Origin of the sequence: Brevibacillus sp. JNUCC-41, from assembly GCF_014844095.1 — a bacterium.
GTDB lineage: Bacteria > Bacillota > Bacilli > Bacillales > DSM-1321 > Peribacillus > Peribacillus aracenensis.
In genome coordinates, this window is the sequence record NZ_CP062163.1 from 1,332,218 (window position 1) to 1,351,117 (window position 18,900).

At 42.6% G+C, this 18,900-nt stretch carries 23 protein-coding genes; 12 read left to right on the forward strand and 11 right to left on the reverse strand.

Annotation, left to right across the window (positions count from 1 at the left end; all coding sequences use genetic code 11):
- The first annotated feature begins 267 nt into the window (after positions 1–267).
- Positions 268–1,140: an alpha/beta fold hydrolase gene (locus tag JNUCC41_RS06655; RefSeq protein ID WP_192206903.1), complete on the forward strand. Its 873-nt coding sequence runs from the start codon at positions 268–270 to the stop codon at positions 1,138–1,140.
- 178 nt (positions 1,141–1,318) lie between these two features.
- On the opposite strand, the gene JNUCC41_RS06660 is transcribed toward JNUCC41_RS06655, so the two are convergent.
- Positions 1,319–1,579 carry a DUF1871 family protein gene (locus JNUCC41_RS06660; RefSeq protein WP_192206904.1) on the reverse strand — a complete coding sequence of 87 codons (261 nt, stop codon included), beginning with the start codon at positions 1,577–1,579 and terminating at the stop codon, positions 1,319–1,321.
- Between the two features lie 92 nt (positions 1,580–1,671).
- On the opposite strand from JNUCC41_RS06660, the gene JNUCC41_RS06665 reads away from it, so the two are divergent.
- Positions 1,672–2,856: a MalY/PatB family protein gene (locus JNUCC41_RS06665; protein WP_342615885.1), complete on the forward strand. Its 1,185-nt coding sequence runs from the start codon at positions 1,672–1,674 to the stop codon at positions 2,854–2,856.
- Positions 2,857–2,897: 41 nt separating this feature from the next.
- On the opposite strand, the gene JNUCC41_RS06670 is transcribed toward JNUCC41_RS06665, so the two are convergent.
- Positions 2,898–3,653 carry a TraR/DksA C4-type zinc finger protein gene (locus tag JNUCC41_RS06670; protein WP_192206906.1) on the reverse strand — a complete coding sequence of 252 codons (756 nt, stop codon included), beginning with the start codon at positions 3,651–3,653 and terminating at the stop codon, positions 2,898–2,900.
- Positions 3,654–3,797: 144 nt separating this feature from the next.
- Between JNUCC41_RS06670 and JNUCC41_RS06675 the strand changes: the two genes are divergently transcribed.
- Positions 3,798–4,655 carry a manganese catalase family protein gene (locus JNUCC41_RS06675; RefSeq protein WP_192206907.1) on the forward strand — a complete coding sequence of 286 codons (858 nt, stop codon included), beginning with the start codon at positions 3,798–3,800 and terminating at the stop codon, positions 4,653–4,655.
- A 40-nt stretch (positions 4,656–4,695) separates the two neighbouring features.
- Here the strand turns inward: JNUCC41_RS06675 and JNUCC41_RS06680 are convergent, their stop codons facing one another.
- The 4 genes from JNUCC41_RS06680 to JNUCC41_RS06695 form a co-directional block, all read right to left on the reverse strand.
- A complete protein-coding gene (locus JNUCC41_RS06680; protein WP_192206908.1) occupies positions 4,696–5,310 on the reverse strand; it encodes a PH domain-containing protein in 615 nt (204 codons plus the stop codon).
- A 40-nt stretch (positions 5,311–5,350) separates the two neighbouring features.
- Positions 5,351–5,827, reverse strand: a complete 477-nt coding sequence (locus tag JNUCC41_RS06685) for a GNAT family N-acetyltransferase (RefSeq protein WP_192206909.1) — start codon at positions 5,825–5,827, stop codon at positions 5,351–5,353.
- A 171-nt stretch (positions 5,828–5,998) separates the two neighbouring features.
- Entirely contained in the window at positions 5,999–6,223 is a 225-nt protein-coding gene (locus JNUCC41_RS06690) for a hypothetical protein (RefSeq protein ID WP_192206910.1), read from the reverse strand.
- A gap of 134 nt (positions 6,224–6,357) precedes the next feature.
- Positions 6,358–6,948, reverse strand: coding sequence for a peptidylprolyl isomerase (locus JNUCC41_RS06695; RefSeq protein ID WP_034310270.1), 591 nt, complete (start codon positions 6,946–6,948; stop codon positions 6,358–6,360).
- A gap of 179 nt (positions 6,949–7,127) precedes the next feature.
- Here JNUCC41_RS06695 and JNUCC41_RS06700 point away from each other — a divergent pair, with 179 nt between their 5' ends.
- Positions 7,128–7,514: a kinase-associated lipoprotein KapB gene (locus JNUCC41_RS06700; RefSeq protein ID WP_192206911.1), complete on the forward strand. Its 387-nt coding sequence runs from the start codon at positions 7,128–7,130 to the stop codon at positions 7,512–7,514.
- A gap of 40 nt (positions 7,515–7,554) precedes the next feature.
- Here the strand turns inward: JNUCC41_RS06700 and kapD are convergent, their stop codons facing one another.
- Complete coding sequence (gene kapD / locus JNUCC41_RS06705; RefSeq protein WP_192206912.1) at positions 7,555–8,178, reverse strand: 3'-5' exonuclease KapD; 624 nt, start codon at positions 8,176–8,178, stop codon at positions 7,555–7,557.
- Between the two features lie 261 nt (positions 8,179–8,439).
- Between kapD and JNUCC41_RS06710 the strand changes: the two genes are divergently transcribed.
- On the forward strand, positions 8,440–10,299 hold the full coding sequence (locus JNUCC41_RS06710) for a transglycosylase domain-containing protein (RefSeq protein ID WP_192206913.1): 1,860 nt from the start codon (positions 8,440–8,442) through the stop codon (positions 10,297–10,299).
- A gap of 35 nt (positions 10,300–10,334) precedes the next feature.
- On the opposite strand, the gene JNUCC41_RS06715 is transcribed toward JNUCC41_RS06710, so the two are convergent.
- Complete coding sequence (locus JNUCC41_RS06715) at positions 10,335–10,892, reverse strand: DUF5366 family protein (protein ID WP_192206914.1); 558 nt, start codon at positions 10,890–10,892, stop codon at positions 10,335–10,337.
- Positions 10,893–11,230: 338 nt separating this feature from the next.
- Here JNUCC41_RS06715 and JNUCC41_RS06720 point away from each other — a divergent pair, with 338 nt between their 5' ends.
- The 7 genes from JNUCC41_RS06720 to mnhG are packed head-to-tail and all read left to right on the forward strand — an operon-like array spanning position 11,231 to position 16,959.
- Entirely contained in the window at positions 11,231–13,636 is a 2,406-nt protein-coding gene (locus JNUCC41_RS06720) for a Na+/H+ antiporter subunit A (protein ID WP_192206915.1), read from the forward strand.
- Positions 13,633–14,055 (forward strand): Na(+)/H(+) antiporter subunit B, encoded by a 423-nt coding sequence (locus tag JNUCC41_RS06725; protein ID WP_192206916.1) that lies wholly within the window; start codon positions 13,633–13,635, stop codon positions 14,053–14,055. The genes JNUCC41_RS06720 and JNUCC41_RS06725 overlap by 4 nt, the downstream gene beginning before the upstream one ends.
- The gene (locus JNUCC41_RS06730) at positions 14,055–14,396 is read left to right on the forward strand and encodes a Na(+)/H(+) antiporter subunit C (protein WP_192206917.1); all 342 of its coding nucleotides are present in this window, start codon (positions 14,055–14,057) and stop codon (positions 14,394–14,396) included. The genes JNUCC41_RS06725 and JNUCC41_RS06730 overlap by 1 nt, the downstream gene beginning before the upstream one ends.
- Positions 14,389–15,870, forward strand: coding sequence for a Na+/H+ antiporter subunit D (locus tag JNUCC41_RS06735; protein ID WP_192206918.1), 1,482 nt, complete (start codon positions 14,389–14,391; stop codon positions 15,868–15,870). Before JNUCC41_RS06730 ends, JNUCC41_RS06735 begins: the two co-directional genes overlap by 8 nt.
- A 6-nt stretch (positions 15,871–15,876) precedes the next feature.
- Complete coding sequence (locus tag JNUCC41_RS06740; RefSeq protein WP_076368131.1) at positions 15,877–16,353, forward strand: Na+/H+ antiporter subunit E; 477 nt, start codon at positions 15,877–15,879, stop codon at positions 16,351–16,353.
- Between the two features lie 11 nt (positions 16,354–16,364).
- Entirely contained in the window at positions 16,365–16,637 is a 273-nt protein-coding gene (locus tag JNUCC41_RS06745) for a Na(+)/H(+) antiporter subunit F1 (protein WP_370023645.1), read from the forward strand.
- The gene (mnhG, locus tag JNUCC41_RS06750) at positions 16,621–16,959 is read left to right on the forward strand and encodes a monovalent cation/H(+) antiporter subunit G (RefSeq protein WP_192206919.1); all 339 of its coding nucleotides are present in this window, start codon (positions 16,621–16,623) and stop codon (positions 16,957–16,959) included. Before JNUCC41_RS06745 ends, mnhG begins: the two co-directional genes overlap by 17 nt.
- Before the next feature lie 52 nt (positions 16,960–17,011).
- On the opposite strand, the gene JNUCC41_RS06755 is transcribed toward mnhG, so the two are convergent.
- From JNUCC41_RS06755 to JNUCC41_RS06765, 3 genes are all read right to left on the reverse strand, one after another.
- Positions 17,012–17,731 carry an MOSC domain-containing protein gene (locus JNUCC41_RS06755; protein ID WP_192206920.1) on the reverse strand — a complete coding sequence of 240 codons (720 nt, stop codon included), beginning with the start codon at positions 17,729–17,731 and terminating at the stop codon, positions 17,012–17,014.
- Positions 17,732–17,825: 94 nt separating this feature from the next.
- Entirely contained in the window at positions 17,826–18,224 is a 399-nt protein-coding gene (locus JNUCC41_RS06760; RefSeq protein ID WP_192206921.1) for a hotdog fold thioesterase, read from the reverse strand.
- Between the two features lie 110 nt (positions 18,225–18,334).
- Positions 18,335–18,898 carry a 5' nucleotidase, NT5C type gene (locus JNUCC41_RS06765; protein WP_192206922.1) on the reverse strand — a complete coding sequence of 188 codons (564 nt, stop codon included), beginning with the start codon at positions 18,896–18,898 and terminating at the stop codon, positions 18,335–18,337.
- Between the last annotated feature and the right edge of the window lie 2 nt (positions 18,899–18,900).

Genomic DNA, 18,900 nt, shown 5'->3' on the forward strand with positions numbered 1-18,900 from the left:
TGATGGTTTGGCTGGCAGATAGTCTCACGTATTACCTTATTAGACTTTTTTAAAAACCTATATGACAATATAATTTAATAAGTCCTATTCTGTCAGGATAAACTTACACTATTATATCAAAATTGGTTGGTGACCTGTTATAGTAATTGTCTTTTTTCATCGTTATTATTACAATTACTGTTATGCAACAGTATTAAAGGACCTTTTTTGGAATATCCAGGAAAACATGGATTTTTATCATGGACCAATTACGGAGGAGGAGCTTTTATGGAAAGTCATACAATCAAAGGCGTCGAACAGGTGGGCAATATGGATATCTATTTTGAATATGACCGAATCGACGATTCCCTACCCACCCTTGTCCTGCTTCATGGATTTTTGTCGTCGAGCTTCAGTTTCCGTAAATTAGTGCCCTATTTAATCAAGGAATACAATGTGATTTCCATAGACCTCCCGCCATTCGGGCAAAGCGGAAAAGATTATCGATATACATATTCATTCCGGAACATCGCTAAATCAGTCGTTATGTTCTTAGAAGGAAAAGACATCAGGAAATTCAGCACCATCGGCCATTCCATGGGCGGGCAGATTTCCCTGCAGCTCATCAAATCGTATCCTCATCTTGTCGACCATGCCATTCTTCTTGCCGGTTCAGGCTATCAGCCCAGCTATTCGGAGAAAATGAAGATGGTCAGTTACCTGCCCTTCTTTTCATTCGGGATAAAACGGCATCTACAAAAATCAGGTATCGAAAAGAATTTGAAAAATGTCGTCCACGACCCGGCAATGATTGACGATGAAATGCGGCAGGGATACCTAGGTCCCTTCATAAAGAAGCATGATATTTTCCGGGCATTGGGGAGGATGCTTCGAGACAAGGAAGTCGATTTATTGAAGGATGACCTTAGTGATATCCATACACCATGCCTGCTTATTTGGGGAAGGCATGATCGAGTTGTGCCATTGAATATTGGCCAAAGGCTCCATGAAGACCTGCCTAATTCCAAGCTTGTTGTCCTTGAGGAATCCGGGCACCTTCTTCCAGAGGAGAAACCGGAAGAAGTGTATCAATTAATTAAAGGGTTCATTGGAGTGGCCACCCCAACGACTCACGAGTATATCGCCGAAATTCACGAGTAAATCGTGCAAACTCTCGAGTAAATCGCCGAAACTCACGAGTAAATTGCACAAATTTACGAGTAGATCGCGCAAATTCACGATTATACTGCACAAATTGCGATTATACTGCACAAACTACGAGTATAGAGCAAAAAAAACCTAAAAAAGGTGCCCCTGATGGGTACACCCTTTTTCACCTTTAGATCGAGCAGCTGGCATCATTTTTTATGATGAGCAGCTGTTGTGCAACTTCAAGGCACTTTTCCATCTGAACGGATTCATCGAACGAGAACTCGTAAATGGATTTTATTTTTTCCGCCAGTTCCTTTGGTTCATCTATATCCCGGATTGCTACGACCGTATCTGCAATTTCCGGCTCATAAAGATCCCATCCTATCTTGAATGGATCCCATTCTTGCAATACGGCAACCAACGCTAGATTCATTTGCTGTGTATCCATTTAATCATCACCTGCTCAATATTTTCAAAGAACATGATTTCATAGTATCATAACAACAAGCTTTTCGCGAAATGACAAATTTTTATTCGGTGGTGGATATTTTGAACAAGTCAATATTCGAAGAACAAATAAACAGGGAAAATTCAGGGTCTGCAAAATGGGATAAAAACTCGCTCACATCATTATATGGTCGCGAAGATGTTCTTCCGATGTGGGTTGCCGATATGGACTTCCCATCTCCTGAGGGCATTCAAAAGGCATTGATGGAACGTTTGAACCATCCAATTTTCGGCTATACGGTCCCTTCTGAAACGGTTTTCACTGAAATTCAAAGCTGGCTTAAAGACCGGCATTCCTGGCAAATCGATAAAGAGTGGATTTCATTTAGCTCTGGCGTCGTTTCTGCAATCGGTACAACGATCCAAGCATTCACGAACCCGGGCGATAAAATATTGTTACAATCTCCAGTCTATACCCCATTTTTTGATATGATCAAAAATAATGACCGGGTGGTGGTCAATAGTCCCCTTATCATGGAAGAGGACCGCTTCGAGATTGATTTCACCGATTTTGAGGACAAGCTGAAAAGCGGAGTGAAACTATTCCTTTTTTGCAGTCCGCATAACCCGGGCGGACGCGTTTGGACTAAGGGCGAACTGTTACGAATCGGGGAGTTATGTGCAAAATATAATGTAGTCATCGTCAGTGATGAGATACATGCTGACTTATTCCATAAAACATCAAGGCATTATCCGATCGGCTCGCTTTCAAAAAATTTGGCGGACATAACCGTTACATTGATGGCGCCAAGCAAAACATTCAATATTGCCGGCATTCAGGCTTCATTCCTGATCGCCAGTAATGAAAAATTGCAGAAGCAACTACAAAAGGCGCAAACGAAACTGGCCTTCCATGGTCTTAACATCTTTGCCTTAACAGCAATGGAAGCCGCTTATCGAGAGGGCCTGGAATGGCTTGAAGAAATGATTGGCTACATTGAGGAAAATATTAAAGTGGCAGAGGAATTCATTGCTGCCGAAATTCCTTCACTGCATGTCATGCATCCGGAAGCTTCTTACCTTTTATGGATTGACTGCCGTGACCTTGGATTGACCGACAAGGAAATCAAGGATCGACTGATCCATCAAGGGAAGCTCGCATTGGAACCTGGTTCAAAATATGGACCTGGTGGGGAAGGTTTCGTCCGAATGAATCTCGGTTGTTCACGCAGCGTCCTGATGGAAGGGCTAAACCGTTTGAAATTGGCGTTTTCATAAATAAAAAGAAGAACCAGGATTAGAATCCTGGTTCTTCTTTTTCAATCTTTCTCTTCATCGACATAAGGATCATGCTCATATCGTGGCAAATCCCCAAACGAGGTTTGAATATTTTCTTCAAAAAGTTCTTCCTTCAATTCTTGATATTGGGAGTTTGGATAAACCGTTATCTCTTTACCGTATAGATCCACACCAACAAAGTTTTCATAATTTTCGACATATCCGATATTTTCTTCGGACTCGACATACATATCTTCATAATCGTTTGGCGGATTTACAAAATCGGAAGGCGATTCAGATGTTCCATAACTGGCAACATCCTGCCATGAATCCTCCGCATCGTATGCTACCGATTCGTGACGGTCATCATAATCGAATTTTCCAAATGGGGGTCCCAGCACTTCCTCTTCCACCGGCCGATTGTCCGAAGTTTCCTGTGATGGGGTATGCTCGACACAATAAGTAGTGGTAGGGATGGCATTCAAACGTTCAAGAGGTATTTCCTTTGAACAAACCTCACACTTTCCATAATCACCTGCCTCGATGGCGGAAAGCGCTCGTTCAATATCCCTTATTTCATCGCGGTCATGCTCGGAAAGGGCCAAATCCTTTTCCCGTTCATATAACTCGGTTCCTTCATCTCCGGGATGATTATCGTAACTCGATAACTCACCTGTCGAATCCTCCAAGCTTCTTCTTAAATCGTAGTTGCCTGAATCATTTAACCGCTCTTCCAACTCTTGCTTCGATTGCTGCAATTGCTGTTGAAATTCTTTAAGCTGCTGATTGGATAGCATGTGCAACATCCTTTCAAAATCGTTCTTCCCTCTAGTATTTCTCTCTTCCCGCCATTCCATAAAGGTACTTTTTACCTTAGGAATAATTTAATTCAGATAACAGAAGCTAACTTAGGAATATTAACTTCAAGGAGGGCTTTTCAATTGTATTTCTATAAAGAAGACTTAATCAATATGATCGTTCCCGATAAGCCTGATCCGAATGCAGCAAAAGTACTTCAGGAAGCGCTTGGAGGACAATTCGGCGAAATGCGGACGATGATGCAGTATTCTTTCCAAAGCGCAAACTTCCGCGGCAAGGCTAAACAATATCGTGATTTACTCCGTGGAGTTTTCTTGGAGGAACTTAGCCACATTGAACTTGTCCAATCAACCATCAACCAGCTGCTGAATGGTGCTGGCGGGAATATGCCTGGAGATTCCGCTACCGATGGCGCCCCACTGGATGAAGTCATCAAAGGCGGCGCAAACCCCCATCACTTCATCATCGGTGCGAAAGCATCCCTGCCCGTCGATGCTGGCGGCAATCCATGGAATGGATCATGGGTTTATGATCATGGTAATCTTGTGGCTAACCTTTTGAACAATGTCATGCTTGAATCCACAGGGGTCCTGCAAAAGTCCAGGATTTATGAAATGAGTTCCAATAAATCCATGCGCGAAACACTGGCATTTTTAATGGTGCGCGACAATGCCCACCAAAATGCATTTGCCAAGGCATTAGAAACGCTTGGGGTTGACTGGGGAAAAATCTTCCCTGTACCTAATTATGATTTGAACAAATATCCTGAATGCCGCAAATATGTGGATTTAGGCTACCATAATGCACAATTCAATTTCAGGCTGGACCAAACACGAATCGGCGAGATTTTCAAAGGGGAGACACCAAGCCGAAATGGCGGAAACCTTGCTGTTACCGATCCGCCAAAAGGATTCCCTGTCCCTGAAATGCCGGATATGCCAAATGAACATAGCCCTGGCTTGAGTGATTTGAACAAATAAAAAAGAAGGCGGACACATCATTCCGTGTTCGCCTCCTTTTTTAATTATTGATATATTTCTCGAAAACAAAGCCGAAATCTTTAACATGGTACTTTTTCCGGCTATCCATCAACCATTCGAAAGCTGCAGAATTAATTTCCTTGAAACTTTCAGCCATTTGGCTTCCATCAGTTCGAACCTGGTTCAAAGTGGAAGAAGCAAGGTTTACGCTTTGCTGGGCATATTGAAGGGCATACTCATTCTCATGGCAAATTTCCGAGATTTTCACGAGTGATTTGAATAAGTCTTTTAATTCTTCAATGAATTTCTTATGGACATCAATCGAGAAAGTCTTTGCACCGATCGAAAATTTAATTTCCGCATCCAAATCCACGGTTCCTGCGGTTTCAAGTGTAGCGTTGGAAATATTATGCTGGCTGTAGCTATACCTTGTAAGTGTACGCTTTTTGCTTATGGCACTTGTGCCGTCCAAATGTATGAAGGCTTGATTCGTAAAACAATACTCATCGGTTTTCGATTTGATCAGGAAATAAATTTTTTCCCCATCTTCATGCATGATATAGTCATCTGCATCCACCTTGTCATAATCAGCAGGCTTAATCACACTTCCAATATCACTAAGACCAAGGGCATCTGCCGCCATTTTCTTAAACATCCCTATTCCCCCTATCAAAATCCAGGTGAATCTCACCTTATTATAAGTATTTCTCCAGTATTATCTCGTCTCTGATCGGAATTCCATCAAAACTGTAAAATGGTATTTCGGGCTTGATTTTCCGTGATTCTTCAACGGCATTTTTAACGATTTCCGAGATGACATAACCACGCTTTTGAAAAAACTTCAATGCCTGTAGATTATCGTTCGTTGTAATCGCTTTAATAGTATGGCAATTTTTTTCCTTAGCGATATTTTCCATCACGTAAAGCAACGATGAGCCCACACCTTGATTCTCACGCTCACTATTCAAAGAGATGATCTGACAAACATGGCCGGATAATTTGTATGTTCCCAACCCCGTGATTTTTTCATTCTCGTTCATCACCCCAACACCCTCAAGTTCCGCATAATGAAACAAGCCTCTTGAAAAAACGACTTGAGTCGTCTCCCAGTGCTGAATGAAAAAATCCTTAACCGTATCTGCCGCAATCATTCTTTTCGCTATGATTTGCATAACCAATTACGCCCCCAAAATTTCTATCTCTATGTTTATAGTATAAAATGCTTATGCTGATAAGGGAACATTTAATTCATCTCTACCTTCTAACAAAAACATAATACCATTCATATTCAGATAATCAATATCAAAAAAACGGGGCTCGCAAATTGCTGGCATCTTCTAGGATCAAGAAATGGTATCATCCTTCATTCGCTGGTTCCTTTTGGTGACTTCATCTTCGAATTGCTTGGTTTTCATTTCTTCCTTCTTTGAATATCTTATAATTGCCCTCATCGTAAAAACGGCTGCCACTAAAAAAATGAAGCAAGTTATACCAGCCGAGATATATTCAGTCTTGTCTTCTGGAAAGTAAAGAAACAAACCCAGTAAAGCATGATTGAGAAAGTCCATCCGATACATCCTTCCTGATAGGGAATTAAACTGCATTATCCCATTATATCAATTACCAGAACAATCCACTAGTGGGCCTAATCCACTAAAACATAAAAAAACGAGAGGCAGTAAGCCCCCCCCTTTTCTTTTATTTATAAAATGGTGATCCCTTTTATGACCACGTCCACTGCTGGCTTGTCTCCCGCAACTGTCTCCACGTTGGCAATCGTATCAACAACGTCCATGCCTTCGACCACTTGTCCAAAAACAGAGTGTTTATGATCCAGCCAAGGTGTGCCTCCTTGTTCCATATATGCACTGATGATTTCCTCCGGATAACCGGCTTGCTTCATTTGCTCACCCATCCTGCTGTCCACATGCTGGGCTTGTACGACGAAGAATTGGCTGCCGTTTGTTCCCGGGCCTGCATTAGCCATGGAAAGAGCTCCGCGCAAATTGAATAATTGCATGGAGAACTCGTCCTCAAATGGAGCTCCCCAGATACTTTCTCCACCCATTCCAGTCCCTGTCGGATCTCCGCCTTGAAGCATGAAATCCTTGATGACACGGTGGAAGATGATTCCTTCGTAATAACCGTTTTCAGCATGTGTCAGGAAATTCTCCACTGTCTTTGGAGCCAGTTCAGGGAATAGTTTAATTTTAATATCGCCCATCGTCGTTTGCATGATAACCGCTTTTTCATTTTCCAAAACTTCACTTGTTAATTGTGGAAAGTTTGTCATTGGACATAACCTCTTTCTTTTTAAAAATAAAATGGCATGAAACACCATTTTTCATCTTCATTTGTACACTTTACACGATTTCCATAAAAAAAGCATCTTTACGAAATTGAACAAATTCGCTGTGAAAAATCGTTGTTCTTATGTATCATGAAGGAAGTTAAAAGAAAGGTGGTAGGGAAATGTCAGAACAGGATTTTAAAATAGGCGATAAGGTTACCGCCATATATAAAACTGGAAAATACATCGGGGAAGTCACCGATATCAGACCTGCTGCATATCTTGTTAAAGTGTTGGCTGTCTTGAAGCATCCCATGCAGGGAGATCTTCATAACCCGAAGCAAACGGAAGTGTCCATGTTCCATCAACGGCGTGCTCTGGCATTCCGGGAGCAAACCAATGTACCAAAGAATATGGTAAAGAACTTTGATGAGGAGATTCCTGAGTATAAGGAATCCTTAAGAGAAGCAGTTGAGAAAATGAAAAGCACTTTAAGCGAAGCCCAAACAGAGTGGAATGATAAAAGCTTACAGTTGCTTAAAGATCTAGCAGCAGACTATTTCAAATAAAGCATGATAAAAGCCAAATCAGTAGTATATGATTTGGCTTTTATAACGCTAAATGATTCAAAACCTTTGATAAATCAATGCGATCGCCAATTGTCGTCGGTTCATGATTTTTCATATAACTTTTATCTTTCTCTACTAACTTAAAGATATTATAGGTCGTAATGGCATCATCCAACGCCCTGTGATGCTTGCCTGTCCCTTCTTTGCCATAGGCCTGTACAGCTTTCCAAAGTCCGGTTTGGTTTTGATCCCCGAAAAAGCGTTTATACTCCAGGCAAAGATCAATTTGTTTCCCTGAAAAAGGGAAATCCAACCCTGCTTTCTGACAGTTCTGGCGAAGCACCTTCATGTCCATATTTCCCCATGTAACAATCGTCGTCGGGTGCTGCTCATCCATTTTCTTCAATAAAGTGACCAGCTCTTCAAATGAAATCCCCCGGTCCACCTGATCCTGGGCAATGTTCAAGAACTTCTTGCATCTCCCCGTCAAAACTGGAAATTTCATCGGATTAACAAAAGATGAGAATTGTTCCTGAATGGTCTCATTAATGACGGTGACTAAACCAACCTCAATGATTTCCGGATAAAACCCTACTGGATTGGCTTTTCCTTCCGGCATCGTAAATTCAAAATCAATGAATACATATTGCTGTTGTTCATCCATTTTTATGACCCCCTTCATATTCCTGACATCAACATATATGCAAAAAATGTTTTTTTCTCATTATAACAGAAGATTTAGAATTTTTTCTTAGGATCGTAACATACCATTCGGATACGGACCCTGACGTCATACCTAATTTACCCAAAACTCTTTATTGTCTACCTTATTTGGATTATGATGGATGAATGGACCAAAAGTACCATTTTTACATCCCTTCAATCCAAGGACATACTAAAAATATATTAGTGAGGAAGTTGAACTATGCGCACGTATCTTGGTTATATCACGATTTTCCTCTTAGTTCCCATACTGATCCTTTCCATTTTCCTTTCTTATCAGGAGTGGTCCGTAGCGCAATCTCCCTATCATGTACTCGACGAGCGAATTCCCATTGAATCGATAAAACTGGCTCAGAATAGTTACATGAAGGCCGCAAATGGAAAGGTCATCAGTGAAATTTCCACTGGTGAGAAACGAACTTACCTAAAACTTGAAGACATCCCCCCTTTCCTGGAAAATCTGTTCATCGTTACAGAGGATCAGAAATTTTATGATCATGCAGGCGTTGACATATCCGGCATAAGCAGGGCGCTTCTTATCAATTCACAAAATAAAGCAATCGAACAAGGCGGCAGTACCATTACCCAGCAACTGGCCAGGAATGTTTATCTCTCGCATGATAGGACGTATAGCCGAAAACTCAGTGAGTTCATTTATGCCCATCAGATAGAGAGAAAAAAATCAAAACCGGAAATCATGGAGCTGTATTTGAATGCCATATATTTCAGTAATGGCGCATATGGAATCGAAGCTGCTTCCCAATATTATTTCAGTAAACCGACTGGAGAGTTATCCAAGGCAGAACTTGCCTTCCTGGCCGCAATCCCTAATAATCCGGAAAACTATAATCCTCTTAAACATTTCGATGCAACGAAACAGCGTCAGGAGAGATTACTGAAACAAATGGTGGCCGAAGGTGATTTAAAACAGGACGAGTACGAAAAACTTATCAAAAGTACGATTAAATTAGACTTGTCCACCCCAGTCGACTTATATCCCGATTACGTGACGTATGTTCATCAGGAATTGAAAAACCTGGTTGCATCCTCCGAGGGTTTCGACAAAACTCTGCAAAGCCCTGATATCGCTATCCGTAAGCAGGCAGAAGCCGAGCTGGATAAAAAGATAAAAAAGCTTTTGAATTCCGGTGTAACCATCCATACCGCCCTCGATACTAAACTGCAAACACAGTCAAAGACTGCTGTTCAATCAAAACTCGGTGTCAATGATATCGAGGGAGCTTTAGTGGTTATACAGCATCATACGCACGAGCTTGTCTCTTTGATTGGGGGAAAGGATTATAAAAAAAATTCTTTCAATCGGGCATACCAAAGCTATAGGCAGCCAGGGTCAGCCATTAAGCCACTTCTCGATTATGCTCCCTACTTAGAAGAAACGGATGCTGACATCAATCAGCTCGTTAGTGGAGCAAGCTATTGCAGCAATAGCTATTGCCCAAATAATTATAGCGGTGCCAGCTACGGGATGGTCTCAATAAGAACTGCCTTCGCTCAATCCTATAACACACCCGCCATAAGGCTTTTTGAAAAGACGGGGGTTGAGACGAGTTTCAAGTACCTGGATGCTTTCGACTTTAAAAAGGTGAGCAAAAAAGACCACCATACAAGTTCTGCCATAGGCGGATTCGAATATGGCATGAGTCCCCTAGAACTGACGGATGCCTATACTTCCTTCAATGACGGAAACTATCAGCCAGCGCGCGCCATTACTAAAGTCACCGATCAAGAAGGTAAAGTCCTTTATAAATGGAAAGACCGTTCCAAGGAGATATGGAGCAAAGGCACCGTAGCCAAGATGCGGCAGCTGCTCCACGAAACGGCCCTTTCCGGGACAGCCCGCAAGGCCTACTTTCCTACGGATTATGTCGGTGGGAAAACCGGTACGACCAATGACGTGAAAGACATATGGTTTGTCGGTCTGACAGCAAACTATACAACGGGAGTTTGGGTTGGAAGAGACAAGCCATCCACTCTACAATCCATCTATTCAAAATCACCCCATGTATTGATTTGGAAAGATATCAGCCAGACTGCCGAATGAAAAAAGAAGGTGCCGAGATGGCACCTTCTTTTTTGCTATATGGGAAGACTTGCAATAACGCTGTTATAAAGCTTCAATCCCGCATAAGCGACAATTGAAATCAGTGCCGTCCAAGCGAAGATTGGAAAGATGACCAATCCCACCAGCCTCGATAAGTCCAGGCTTGGGCTTAACTTATTGACAAAATAAATTAAAGCCACAATATTCGTTGCGATAAAGATCGACCCCAGCCCGATGATGAACTGAACACTGAACAATGAACAGGCACCGCCAATCACATATATGACCGCTCCCTTTCTTACACTGGTAAGGGCTTTACCCTCCGAATCCTTGGAAAAGAATAATAAAGACAGCTCCAATATCGTATCGGAGATCAGCTTCAATGCAGCGAAAACCATGAAGAATGATAGGAGCAATACGATCAGCAGCGCCAGTTTGATGCCGGTTTCAGAAAAGAACTCAAGCATCCCTTGGTAGATTCCCAAATTACCAAATAACTTGAGCATTTGCATTTCCCCATAAATGGCAAAGGAGAGGCTGAATAATAAGATTGAAATGATTGGTAAATAGCTAAGTAAATATGTGTTTTTCATGATTTCTCCATCCGCGCGTCTTTTACCCTATATTATGCTAGGTAATCCACTATTTCACAATGGATATTCTATTAATTCACCCTTAAAAAATTTTTTTATAAAACTTTTTAAGGTCGGTTCCCCCTCCTTTTCTACCTATATATAAAACTTCGTTCAAGTTGGCCTTCACCGTTTTCAAAGCCATGCAAACCCACATAAATTGCGTTATACTTTTAAGCGAGGCAAGTATTCGATAAAAAAATACATATTCAGCGAAGATTTCCTAACGTCTAGAATTGCTCAAAAAAAGCATAATAAGACGAGACAGCTGAGGTTCGTTTTAAAAAGGGAGGGAGTTTATGTCTTTACTTCATTGGGCGGTATTATCACCGTTTCTATTAGCAATCATCGTACCAATATTATACAAACTATTTCGACAAATACATACAGGATGGTTTGTATTGATTTTACCGATTCTCCTTTTCACGTATTTTTCAAGGTTCATTTCCTTGACCAAACAAGGGGATATCATTATGGAAAGCGCTACATGGATTCCTTCTCTCGGAATTCACGTTGATTTCTATATAGATGGACTAGGCCTTTTGTTCGCCTTGCTCATTACAGGTATAGGTTCACTCGTCGTTCTGTATTCAATTTTCTATTTATCGAAAGAGAAAGAAAAGCTGAACCAATTTTACGTCTTCCTTTTGCTTTTCATGGGAGCGATGCTTGGTGTCGTCTTATCCGATAATCTAATTGTTCTTTATTCATTTTGGGAATTCACGAGTTTATCATCTTTTCTCTTGATAGGATATTGGAATGAAAGGGAGCGTTCACGTTATGGGGCGCAGAAATCCCTGTTGATCACTGTGCTTGGTGGCTTAAGCTTGCTTGGCGGCATCATTCTCCTTTCCATTATGGGGAACACATTCAGCATTCGTGAATTGATTGCCCAAAGCGGGGAACTTATGGACCACTCGCTCTTCATTCCTGCACTTTTGCTTGTGCTGCTTGGAGCGTTCACCAAATCTGCACAGTTCCCGTTCCATATTTGGCTTCCTGACGCGATGGAAGCCCCGACACCGGTCAGTGCTTACCTTCATTCCGCCACAATGGTCAAGGCCGGAATTTATTTGGTAGCCCGATTAAGTCCTGTTTTTGCAGAATCAGGATTATGGTTCTGGCTCGTTTCGATCGCCGGATTGATCACCCTGTTCTGGGGCTCATTCTCAGCAATCAAGCAGACTGATTTAAAGGGTATTCTCGCTTTTTCCACCATCAGTCAGCTCGGATTGATCATGTCGCTTTTGGGACTTGGGGCAGCGGCCCTCCACTATGAATCTTTTGGGGAAAATATATACTTGGCAGCCACGGTTGCTGCAGTATTCCACTTGATTAATCATGCGACCTTTAAAGGCAGCCTTTTCATGGTTGCCGGCATCATTGACCATGAAACCGGTACACGTGATATCAGAAAGCTCGGCGGATTGATGCAGGTGATGCCGATCACTTTCACCGTCGCTGTCATAGGCGCTTTTTCAATGGCTGGACTTCCGCCCTTCAATGGTTTTTTGAGCAAGGAAATGTTCTTGGCCAGCATGGTGAATGTATTGGAATTGAATATCTTCAATATGGAGACATGGGGGGTCCTTTTCCCTGTGGCGGCATGGGTAGCCAGTGTATTCACTTTCATATATAGCATGATCGTCGTGCTCAAACCCTTTACAGGTAAACTTCAGTTGCAACTATTGGACAAGAGGCCCCACGAGGCACCGGTCGGGATGCTGATATCCCCGATCATCCTTGCTTCGCTGGTCATCGTTTTCGGTATTTTTCCAAACTTGCTATCTTCACGGATCATTGAACCTGCGGTAGCCAGCATACAGCCTAGCTTGGCGGGTCCCGATTTCCAAGTCCATATCGCCTTCTGGCATGGATTTAAACCTGAAGTATGGATGACCGTCGGCATCATAGCATTTGGAATCCTTTTATACAAAACGCTTCCGAAGTGGCAGAAGATCACTAGATGGATTCCTGAACGCATCTCCCTGAATGCTTTGTATGATAACGGGGTTAGAGGGCTCGATCGCTCAGCATCATCCGTCATGAAATTTTTAATGACAGGTTATATTCGGACATATCTGCTTTCAATCTTCCTTTTCTTCATTCTCTCATTGGGCTTTACGCTTTATTGGAAGGATGCATTTAAATTGGATACAGGGAACTTTGCCCGGATTGGCCTATATGAATTGATATTGGCTGCGATCATCGTAATTGGCTCGATCGCCATTCTGTTTGCAAGATCCCGTTTAACTTCCATTATCATCTTAGGAGCGGTCGGTTATACGATTTCCTTATTTTTCGTTTTGCTGCGGGCACCAGATTTAGCCCTGACCCAACTAGTCATCGAAACGATTTCGGTATCCCTGTTTTTGCTCTGTTTCTTCCACCTTCCATTAATGGCAAGCAGAAAGGAAGAACGGATGACATTCAAGTTGAATAACGCGTTGATATCCATTGGTGTAGGAGTCATCGTGACATTGATTGCCTTATCGGCACATAGCAATAAACTATTTGATTCCATATCAAATTACTATCTTGAAAATGCTTATAAGGAAGCAGGCGGAAAAAACGTCGTGAACGTCATTCTCGTTGACTTCCGCGGACTTGATACAATGTTTGAAATCACTGTCCTTTCCATCGCTGCGCTCGGAATATTCGCGATGATCAAACTGCGTTTGACGGGGAGGAAAGATAAATCATGAAGCAAAATGACCTAATTCTTCAAACGGTTACGAAAGTCGCCGCCTTTGTTATCCTGCTGTTCGCGGTTGCCATCTTTTTAGGCGGGCATTATTCGCCAGGAGGCGGGTTTGTCGGCGGTTTAATGACTTCAGCCGCCATAGTCCTGCTGTTGCTCGCTTTCGACATTAAGACCGTTACCGGCATCTTGCCGATTGACTATAAGTTAATGATCGGTTCAGGCTTGCTCATATCAAGCTTGACCGTAGCCGGTGGGCTGGCGTTTGGGGTGCCCCTCATGACACATGTTTATCATTATGTTGATTTACCGCTTCTTGGGCACATTTCGCTTCATACCGCGGTACTTTTTGATCTGGGTGTTTATCTTGTGGTTGTTGGTGTAACGATGACCATTATTCAAACGATAGGGGAGAGTGAATAATGGAACTTTTAATGGCCATTGTCATTGGAATACTATTTATGTGTGCAACATATTTAATGCTTTCCAAAAGCATTTTAAGAATCATAATCGGTACTGGGCTGCTTAGTCACGGCGCCCACCTTTTGATATTGACGATGGGCGGTTTGAAAGGCGGTTCCGTTCCATTGCTGAGTGATGAAGCCGCATCCTATGTCGATCCGCTTCCGCAAGCGCTTATCTTGACGGCGATCGTCATCAGTTTCGGGGTCACATCATTTCTGCTGGTACTTGCATACCGGACCTACCAGGAACTCGGTACGGATGACATGGATGAAATGAGAGGTACGGAAGCGAATGAATAATCTAACTTTCATGCCTGTTTTATGGCCGCTTTTCACAGGCATCTTTCTCATTTTCTTTGCAAAAAAAATCAAACTCCAAAGAGGGATATCCCTTTTTTCTTCTCTAATAGGAATTGCGATTTCCCTTTATCTAGTGTTTACGGTCCATACTCAAGGGATCTTGACTTTAGGTGTCGGCAGCTGGGATGCGCCATTCGGGATCGTGATCGTCGCAGATATGCTTTCTTCGCTGCTCGTACTGACCACGAATATCATTGGATTGGCCATACTGCTTTACTCGTTTTATTCCATAGGGGAGGAACGTGAAAGACATTATTATTATCCTGTATTTCAATTTTTGCTGATTGGTGTAAACGGTGCCTTCCTTACGGGGGATCTTTTCAATCTATTCGTTTTCTTCGAAGTCATGCTGATGGCTTCCTACGTGCTGCTTGTACTGGGAGGGACGAAAATCCAGCTGAGGGAATCATTGAAGTATATCATCGTCAATGTGCTTTCTTCTTCCTTTTTCGTCATCATGGTGGCGTACCTTTATTCAGTTCTAGGAACATTGAACATGGCGGACATCAGCCAGAAGATAGCGGAAGTCAACCAGCCTGGAATCGTCTCGGTGATAGCGATTGGCTTTTTGATCGTATTCGGTTTGAAGGGAGCCATTTTCCCGCTCTTCCAATGGCTCCCTGGGTCCTATTATGCTCCGCCCATTCCCGTGATGGCCCTATTCGGGGCATTGCTGACAAAGGTCGGGATCTATTCCATTTTCAGGACCTATACACTCATGTTTTATCATGACCAGGATTTCACCCATACTTTCCTTGCGATACTTGCCATCTTGACCATCATCATCGGTGTCATTGGTGCGATAGCTTATTGGGATGTAAAAAAAATAATCATTTACAATATCATCATCGCTGTCGGGGTTATCCTGTTCGGCATCTCCGTCATGAATGAACAGGCTTTATCAGGCTCCATTCTATATATCATTCATGACATGCTGATCAAGGCTGCACTCTTCCTGCTGGTTGGCATCATGATCAAAATCAGCGGATCGGATGATTTGCGGGACATGGGCGGCTTGATCAAGCAATACCCGGCCGTTGCATGGACCTTCTTCATAGCTGCCATATCATTGGCGGGAATCCCGCCGTTCAGCGGTTTCGCCGGCAAGCTCCTGATTCTTCAGGGAGCTGCCGAAAAAGGGGACTACTTTGGAATGGCCATTGTCTTACTTTCAAGTTTGATGGTCCTATATTCCGTCATGAAAATATTCATGAATGGCTTTTGGGGAACTCCGAAAGCTGATTATACCTTAACTAATCAAACGGTTAATAAAATGCTGGTCCCTGCCGTCATTCTTGTGATCATTTCCGTTTTATTCGGAGTAGGGATTGAATCGATTTACCCATTCATTTCACAAGCTGTAGATTCATTAATGAATCCCGAAATCTATAACAAAGCGGTTTTAAAGGAGTAGTGCCTGATGTCATTCCAAATTTTATTGAATGTGTTCCTTGCGGTTATCTGGATGTTTTTGAAAAATGAGTTTAACGGGAGCACTTTTATCATCGGATATATATTGGGGCTCGGCATCATGTTCGTCTTCCGTCATTTTTTCAATGAACGTTTTTATTTGAAAAGGGTGAATGCCGTCGTTCTATTGCTCCTCATATTCGCAAGGGAACTCATACTTTCCAACATTAGCGTCCTGAAGGCCGTGCTTAAACCGAGCCTGGATATGAGACCTGGCATATTCGCATTTGAAACCGTGCTGACCAAGGATTGGGAAATTACGATACTATCGAATTTAATTACACTTACACCAGGAACACTTGTCGTTGAGGTATCGGAAGATAATCGGATTCTTTATATCCACGCGATGGATATTGCCGACAAAGATGAGGCTGTGGACAGCATTAAGAATACATTTGAAAAAGCGATTATGGAGGTGGGCAAATAATGTTCGATCTAATGCTTAAAATCGCGTTGCTAGGTGTTTCGCTTTCCATGATTGGATTCTTATACCGTTTAATCAAAGGGCCTTCCGTACCGGATCGGGTCATCGCACTCGATGCAATGGGAATCAATCTTATCGCGATCGTTGCACTTGCCTCCATTGTCATGGATACAAGCGCATATCTGGAAGCCATTCTACTGCTCGGGATCCTATCATTCATCGGAACGGTCGCTTTCGCCAAATTCCTTGAGAAAGGGGAGATAATCGAAGATGACCGCAATCGTTGAAATCCTATCGGCCCTATTCCTATTGATGGGAGTCTTTCTCTTTTTAGTCTCGGCTTTCGGCATCATCCGGCTGCCCGACGTCTATACCAGAAATCACGCTGCCTCAAAGAGCTCGACACTTGGAATCATGTTCATCCTGATCGGCACCTTGTTATATTTTTACTATGAACATGGCCATTTCGATTTCCGGGTCGTGCTAGCAATCATCTTTATCTTCATGACCAGTCCTGTTGCCGGACATTTAATCATGCGCTCGGCTTATCATACTGGCATAAAAATGTGGGATCGGAGTATCCAGGATGATTTAAAGAAAACCCGGTGATCCCTGCCATGAAAAAGAGCTGCCCTGATTACAGGAGCAGCTCTTTTCTGTTTCAATCCTTTAAAAATACTTGGTCGCCCACTCTGATTTCACCTGTTTTGATGACTGAGGCATATACGCCAAAATGATTGTTCCTTTCCTTGACGACAGTTTTCAGGAGACTTGGATCTCTATGGGAATCGCTTGGATCGACCGTTATGATCATACAACGCTCACAATGCCTTTTGATCTCCAATTCCACTTCATTTCCGATTAGAATCCTTTTTCCGAACCATTGCTCTTCTAAAAAGGGCGTTTTGTTCACTAAAGATAGCACCAAATTTTGCCTGAATCTCCTGCCATCCAGTTCTTTTCCCCAAAGCTTTGTCAATTCGCCAATCGAGGCATCACTGACAAGCAGGATGTTTTCTTCTTCAATCGCACCTAACGGAATATGTGCAGGATGATAAACAACTGGTGCTGCCTCTTGTTTCAACAACCGCTCCATTTCCTCCTGAAAGGCTTCCTCTCCCCATGTCAGCACCTGTCCTGTTGGGGTCTTCACCTTGATTTCCGGATATTGGTCAACGGTTTCCTCACCAGAAAAAGCAGCTTGATAACGGACCATTTCCGGGACTTGGGTTATCGTCAGGAATTTCCCATTTTTGCCTTTAAAGGCATGGCTGCGATCTCCATATAATCCATAATCCATCACCCTTGTTTTCTGTACCTGTTCACCAGTAAATGATTTTACAGGATGACGGGTGATTTCTTGTATATGACCAACCAGCATAAAAACACCTCTTCTCATACAATAATCTGCTGCCATATTATACTTAAACCGGATACTAATCATTGCGCCACTTTATTGCGATTGTTCTATTGATTCATTTTGGTTTTGGTAAGTCGATAACGGCCAATGTACAGCGTGAAACGCAGATAAGATGACTCTCCTCATCACGGATTTTCACGTCCCACACCATCGTCGTCTTCCCGCGATGGAGGATGTTCCCTTCTGCGGTAACAAAACCGGAACGGACGCCCCTTACATGATTGGCATTGATTTCAAGGCCGACGACAGCCTGTTTTGTACGATCCACCAGCTGCATGCCGCCAAAACTTGCAACAGATTCAGCAAGGGCAACGGACGCTCCCCCGTGCAATAAACCATACGGCTGCCTAGTTCGTTCATCTACAGGCATCTTCGCAATGACTTTCCCATCACCGACTTCTTTCATTTCTATCCCAAGCGTGCCGATCAATGACTGTTCAATATTTCTTTCCATCCCATTACCCCCAACTTTTTTCTGTAAATAAATGAATCACTATTCATATCAGTATACAAAAAAAGGATGACCCAAGTCTATCAAGTCATCCCTCAATAATGTGAATTGTATTATTTGGAGAGGATTTCTTTTAATTCAAACCAGCTTGTCAGTCTTGGAATATCCAATTCCCTGTTATAGGAATTATCTATTGCATACACTTTCGTTGGAATATCCAATAAAGTTTCCAGCACTGCCGGTTTATCATCAAAATAATAATCCAGTTCCAATTTGCGGATCGTTTCAATTTTTTCATGATCCTTCATACCGCAGTAAAAATGGTCATCCTTAACCGGAAAGCCGTTTTCAATCAGCCATTTTTTCGTCCGTTCACCATGCTCCGCTTTCCTGGCTGTGATGTAATAGACTTCATGACCATCGCGTTCAAGCTCCTGCAGCGTTTCCACTGCGCCCTCGAAGGCTGGACAGGATGAATAATAAACTTCCTCGGCAAGGCTGTTCCACATCTTGCCCCCAGCCTCTTTATCAAGCCCGAAAGCTTCATGGATCTCCAACGTCTTTAAAGCTCTGAATTTCGATATCTCTATATTCGTATTAAGCTTTTCATTATAAAGATGGAACGCAAACTCCCTCAAGTTAATAAGGGTATCGTCAATATCAAAACCAAATTTCATAT

Coding starts and splice junctions, on each gene's coding strand:
- JNUCC41_RS06690 (WP_192206910.1), bottom strand. CDS start 6,223: ATGGACTTTCTCAATCATGCTTTACTGGGTTTGTTTCTTTACTTTCCA.
- JNUCC41_RS06740 (WP_076368131.1), top strand. CDS start 15,877: ATGTCATTCCAAATTTTATTGAATGTGTTCCTTGCGGTTATCTGGATG.
- JNUCC41_RS06670 (WP_192206906.1), bottom strand. CDS start 3,653: ATGCTATCCAATCAGCAGCTTAAAGAATTTCAACAGCAATTGCAGCAA.
- JNUCC41_RS06710 (WP_192206913.1), top strand. CDS start 8,440: ATGCGCACGTATCTTGGTTATATCACGATTTTCCTCTTAGTTCCCATA.
- JNUCC41_RS06735 (WP_192206918.1), top strand. CDS start 14,389: ATGAATAATCTAACTTTCATGCCTGTTTTATGGCCGCTTTTCACAGGC.
- JNUCC41_RS06745 (WP_370023645.1), top strand. CDS start 16,365: ATGCTTAAAATCGCGTTGCTAGGTGTTTCGCTTTCCATGATTGGATTC.
- kapD (WP_192206912.1), bottom strand. CDS start 8,178: ATGGATGAACAACAGCAATATGTATTCATTGATTTTGAATTTACGATG.
- JNUCC41_RS06655 (WP_192206903.1), top strand. CDS start 268: ATGGAAAGTCATACAATCAAAGGCGTCGAACAGGTGGGCAATATGGAT.
- mnhG (WP_192206919.1), top strand. CDS start 16,621: ATGACCGCAATCGTTGAAATCCTATCGGCCCTATTCCTATTGATGGGA.
- JNUCC41_RS06660 (WP_192206904.1), bottom strand. CDS start 1,579: ATGGATACACAGCAAATGAATCTAGCGTTGGTTGCCGTATTGCAAGAA.
- JNUCC41_RS06765 (WP_192206922.1), bottom strand. CDS start 18,898: ATGAAATTTGGTTTTGATATTGACGATACCCTTATTAACTTGAGGGAG.
- JNUCC41_RS06720 (WP_192206915.1), top strand. CDS start 11,231: ATGTCTTTACTTCATTGGGCGGTATTATCACCGTTTCTATTAGCAATC.
- JNUCC41_RS06760 (WP_192206921.1), bottom strand. CDS start 18,224: ATGGAAAGAAATATTGAACAGTCATTGATCGGCACGCTTGGGATAGAA.
- JNUCC41_RS06715 (WP_192206914.1), bottom strand. CDS start 10,892: ATGAAAAACACATATTTACTTAGCTATTTACCAATCATTTCAATCTTA.
- JNUCC41_RS06755 (WP_192206920.1), bottom strand. CDS start 17,731: ATGCTGGTTGGTCATATACAAGAAATCACCCGTCATCCTGTAAAATCA.
- JNUCC41_RS06725 (WP_192206916.1), top strand. CDS start 13,633: ATGAAGCAAAATGACCTAATTCTTCAAACGGTTACGAAAGTCGCCGCC.
- JNUCC41_RS06685 (WP_192206909.1), bottom strand. CDS start 5,827: ATGCAAATCATAGCGAAAAGAATGATTGCGGCAGATACGGTTAAGGAT.
- JNUCC41_RS06730 (WP_192206917.1), top strand. CDS start 14,055: ATGGAACTTTTAATGGCCATTGTCATTGGAATACTATTTATGTGTGCA.
- JNUCC41_RS06700 (WP_192206911.1), top strand. CDS start 7,128: ATGTCAGAACAGGATTTTAAAATAGGCGATAAGGTTACCGCCATATAT.
- JNUCC41_RS06695 (WP_034310270.1), bottom strand. CDS start 6,948: ATGACAAACTTTCCACAATTAACAAGTGAAGTTTTGGAAAATGAAAAA.
- JNUCC41_RS06680 (WP_192206908.1), bottom strand. CDS start 5,310: ATGTTTAAGAAAATGGCGGCAGATGCCCTTGGTCTTAGTGATATTGGA.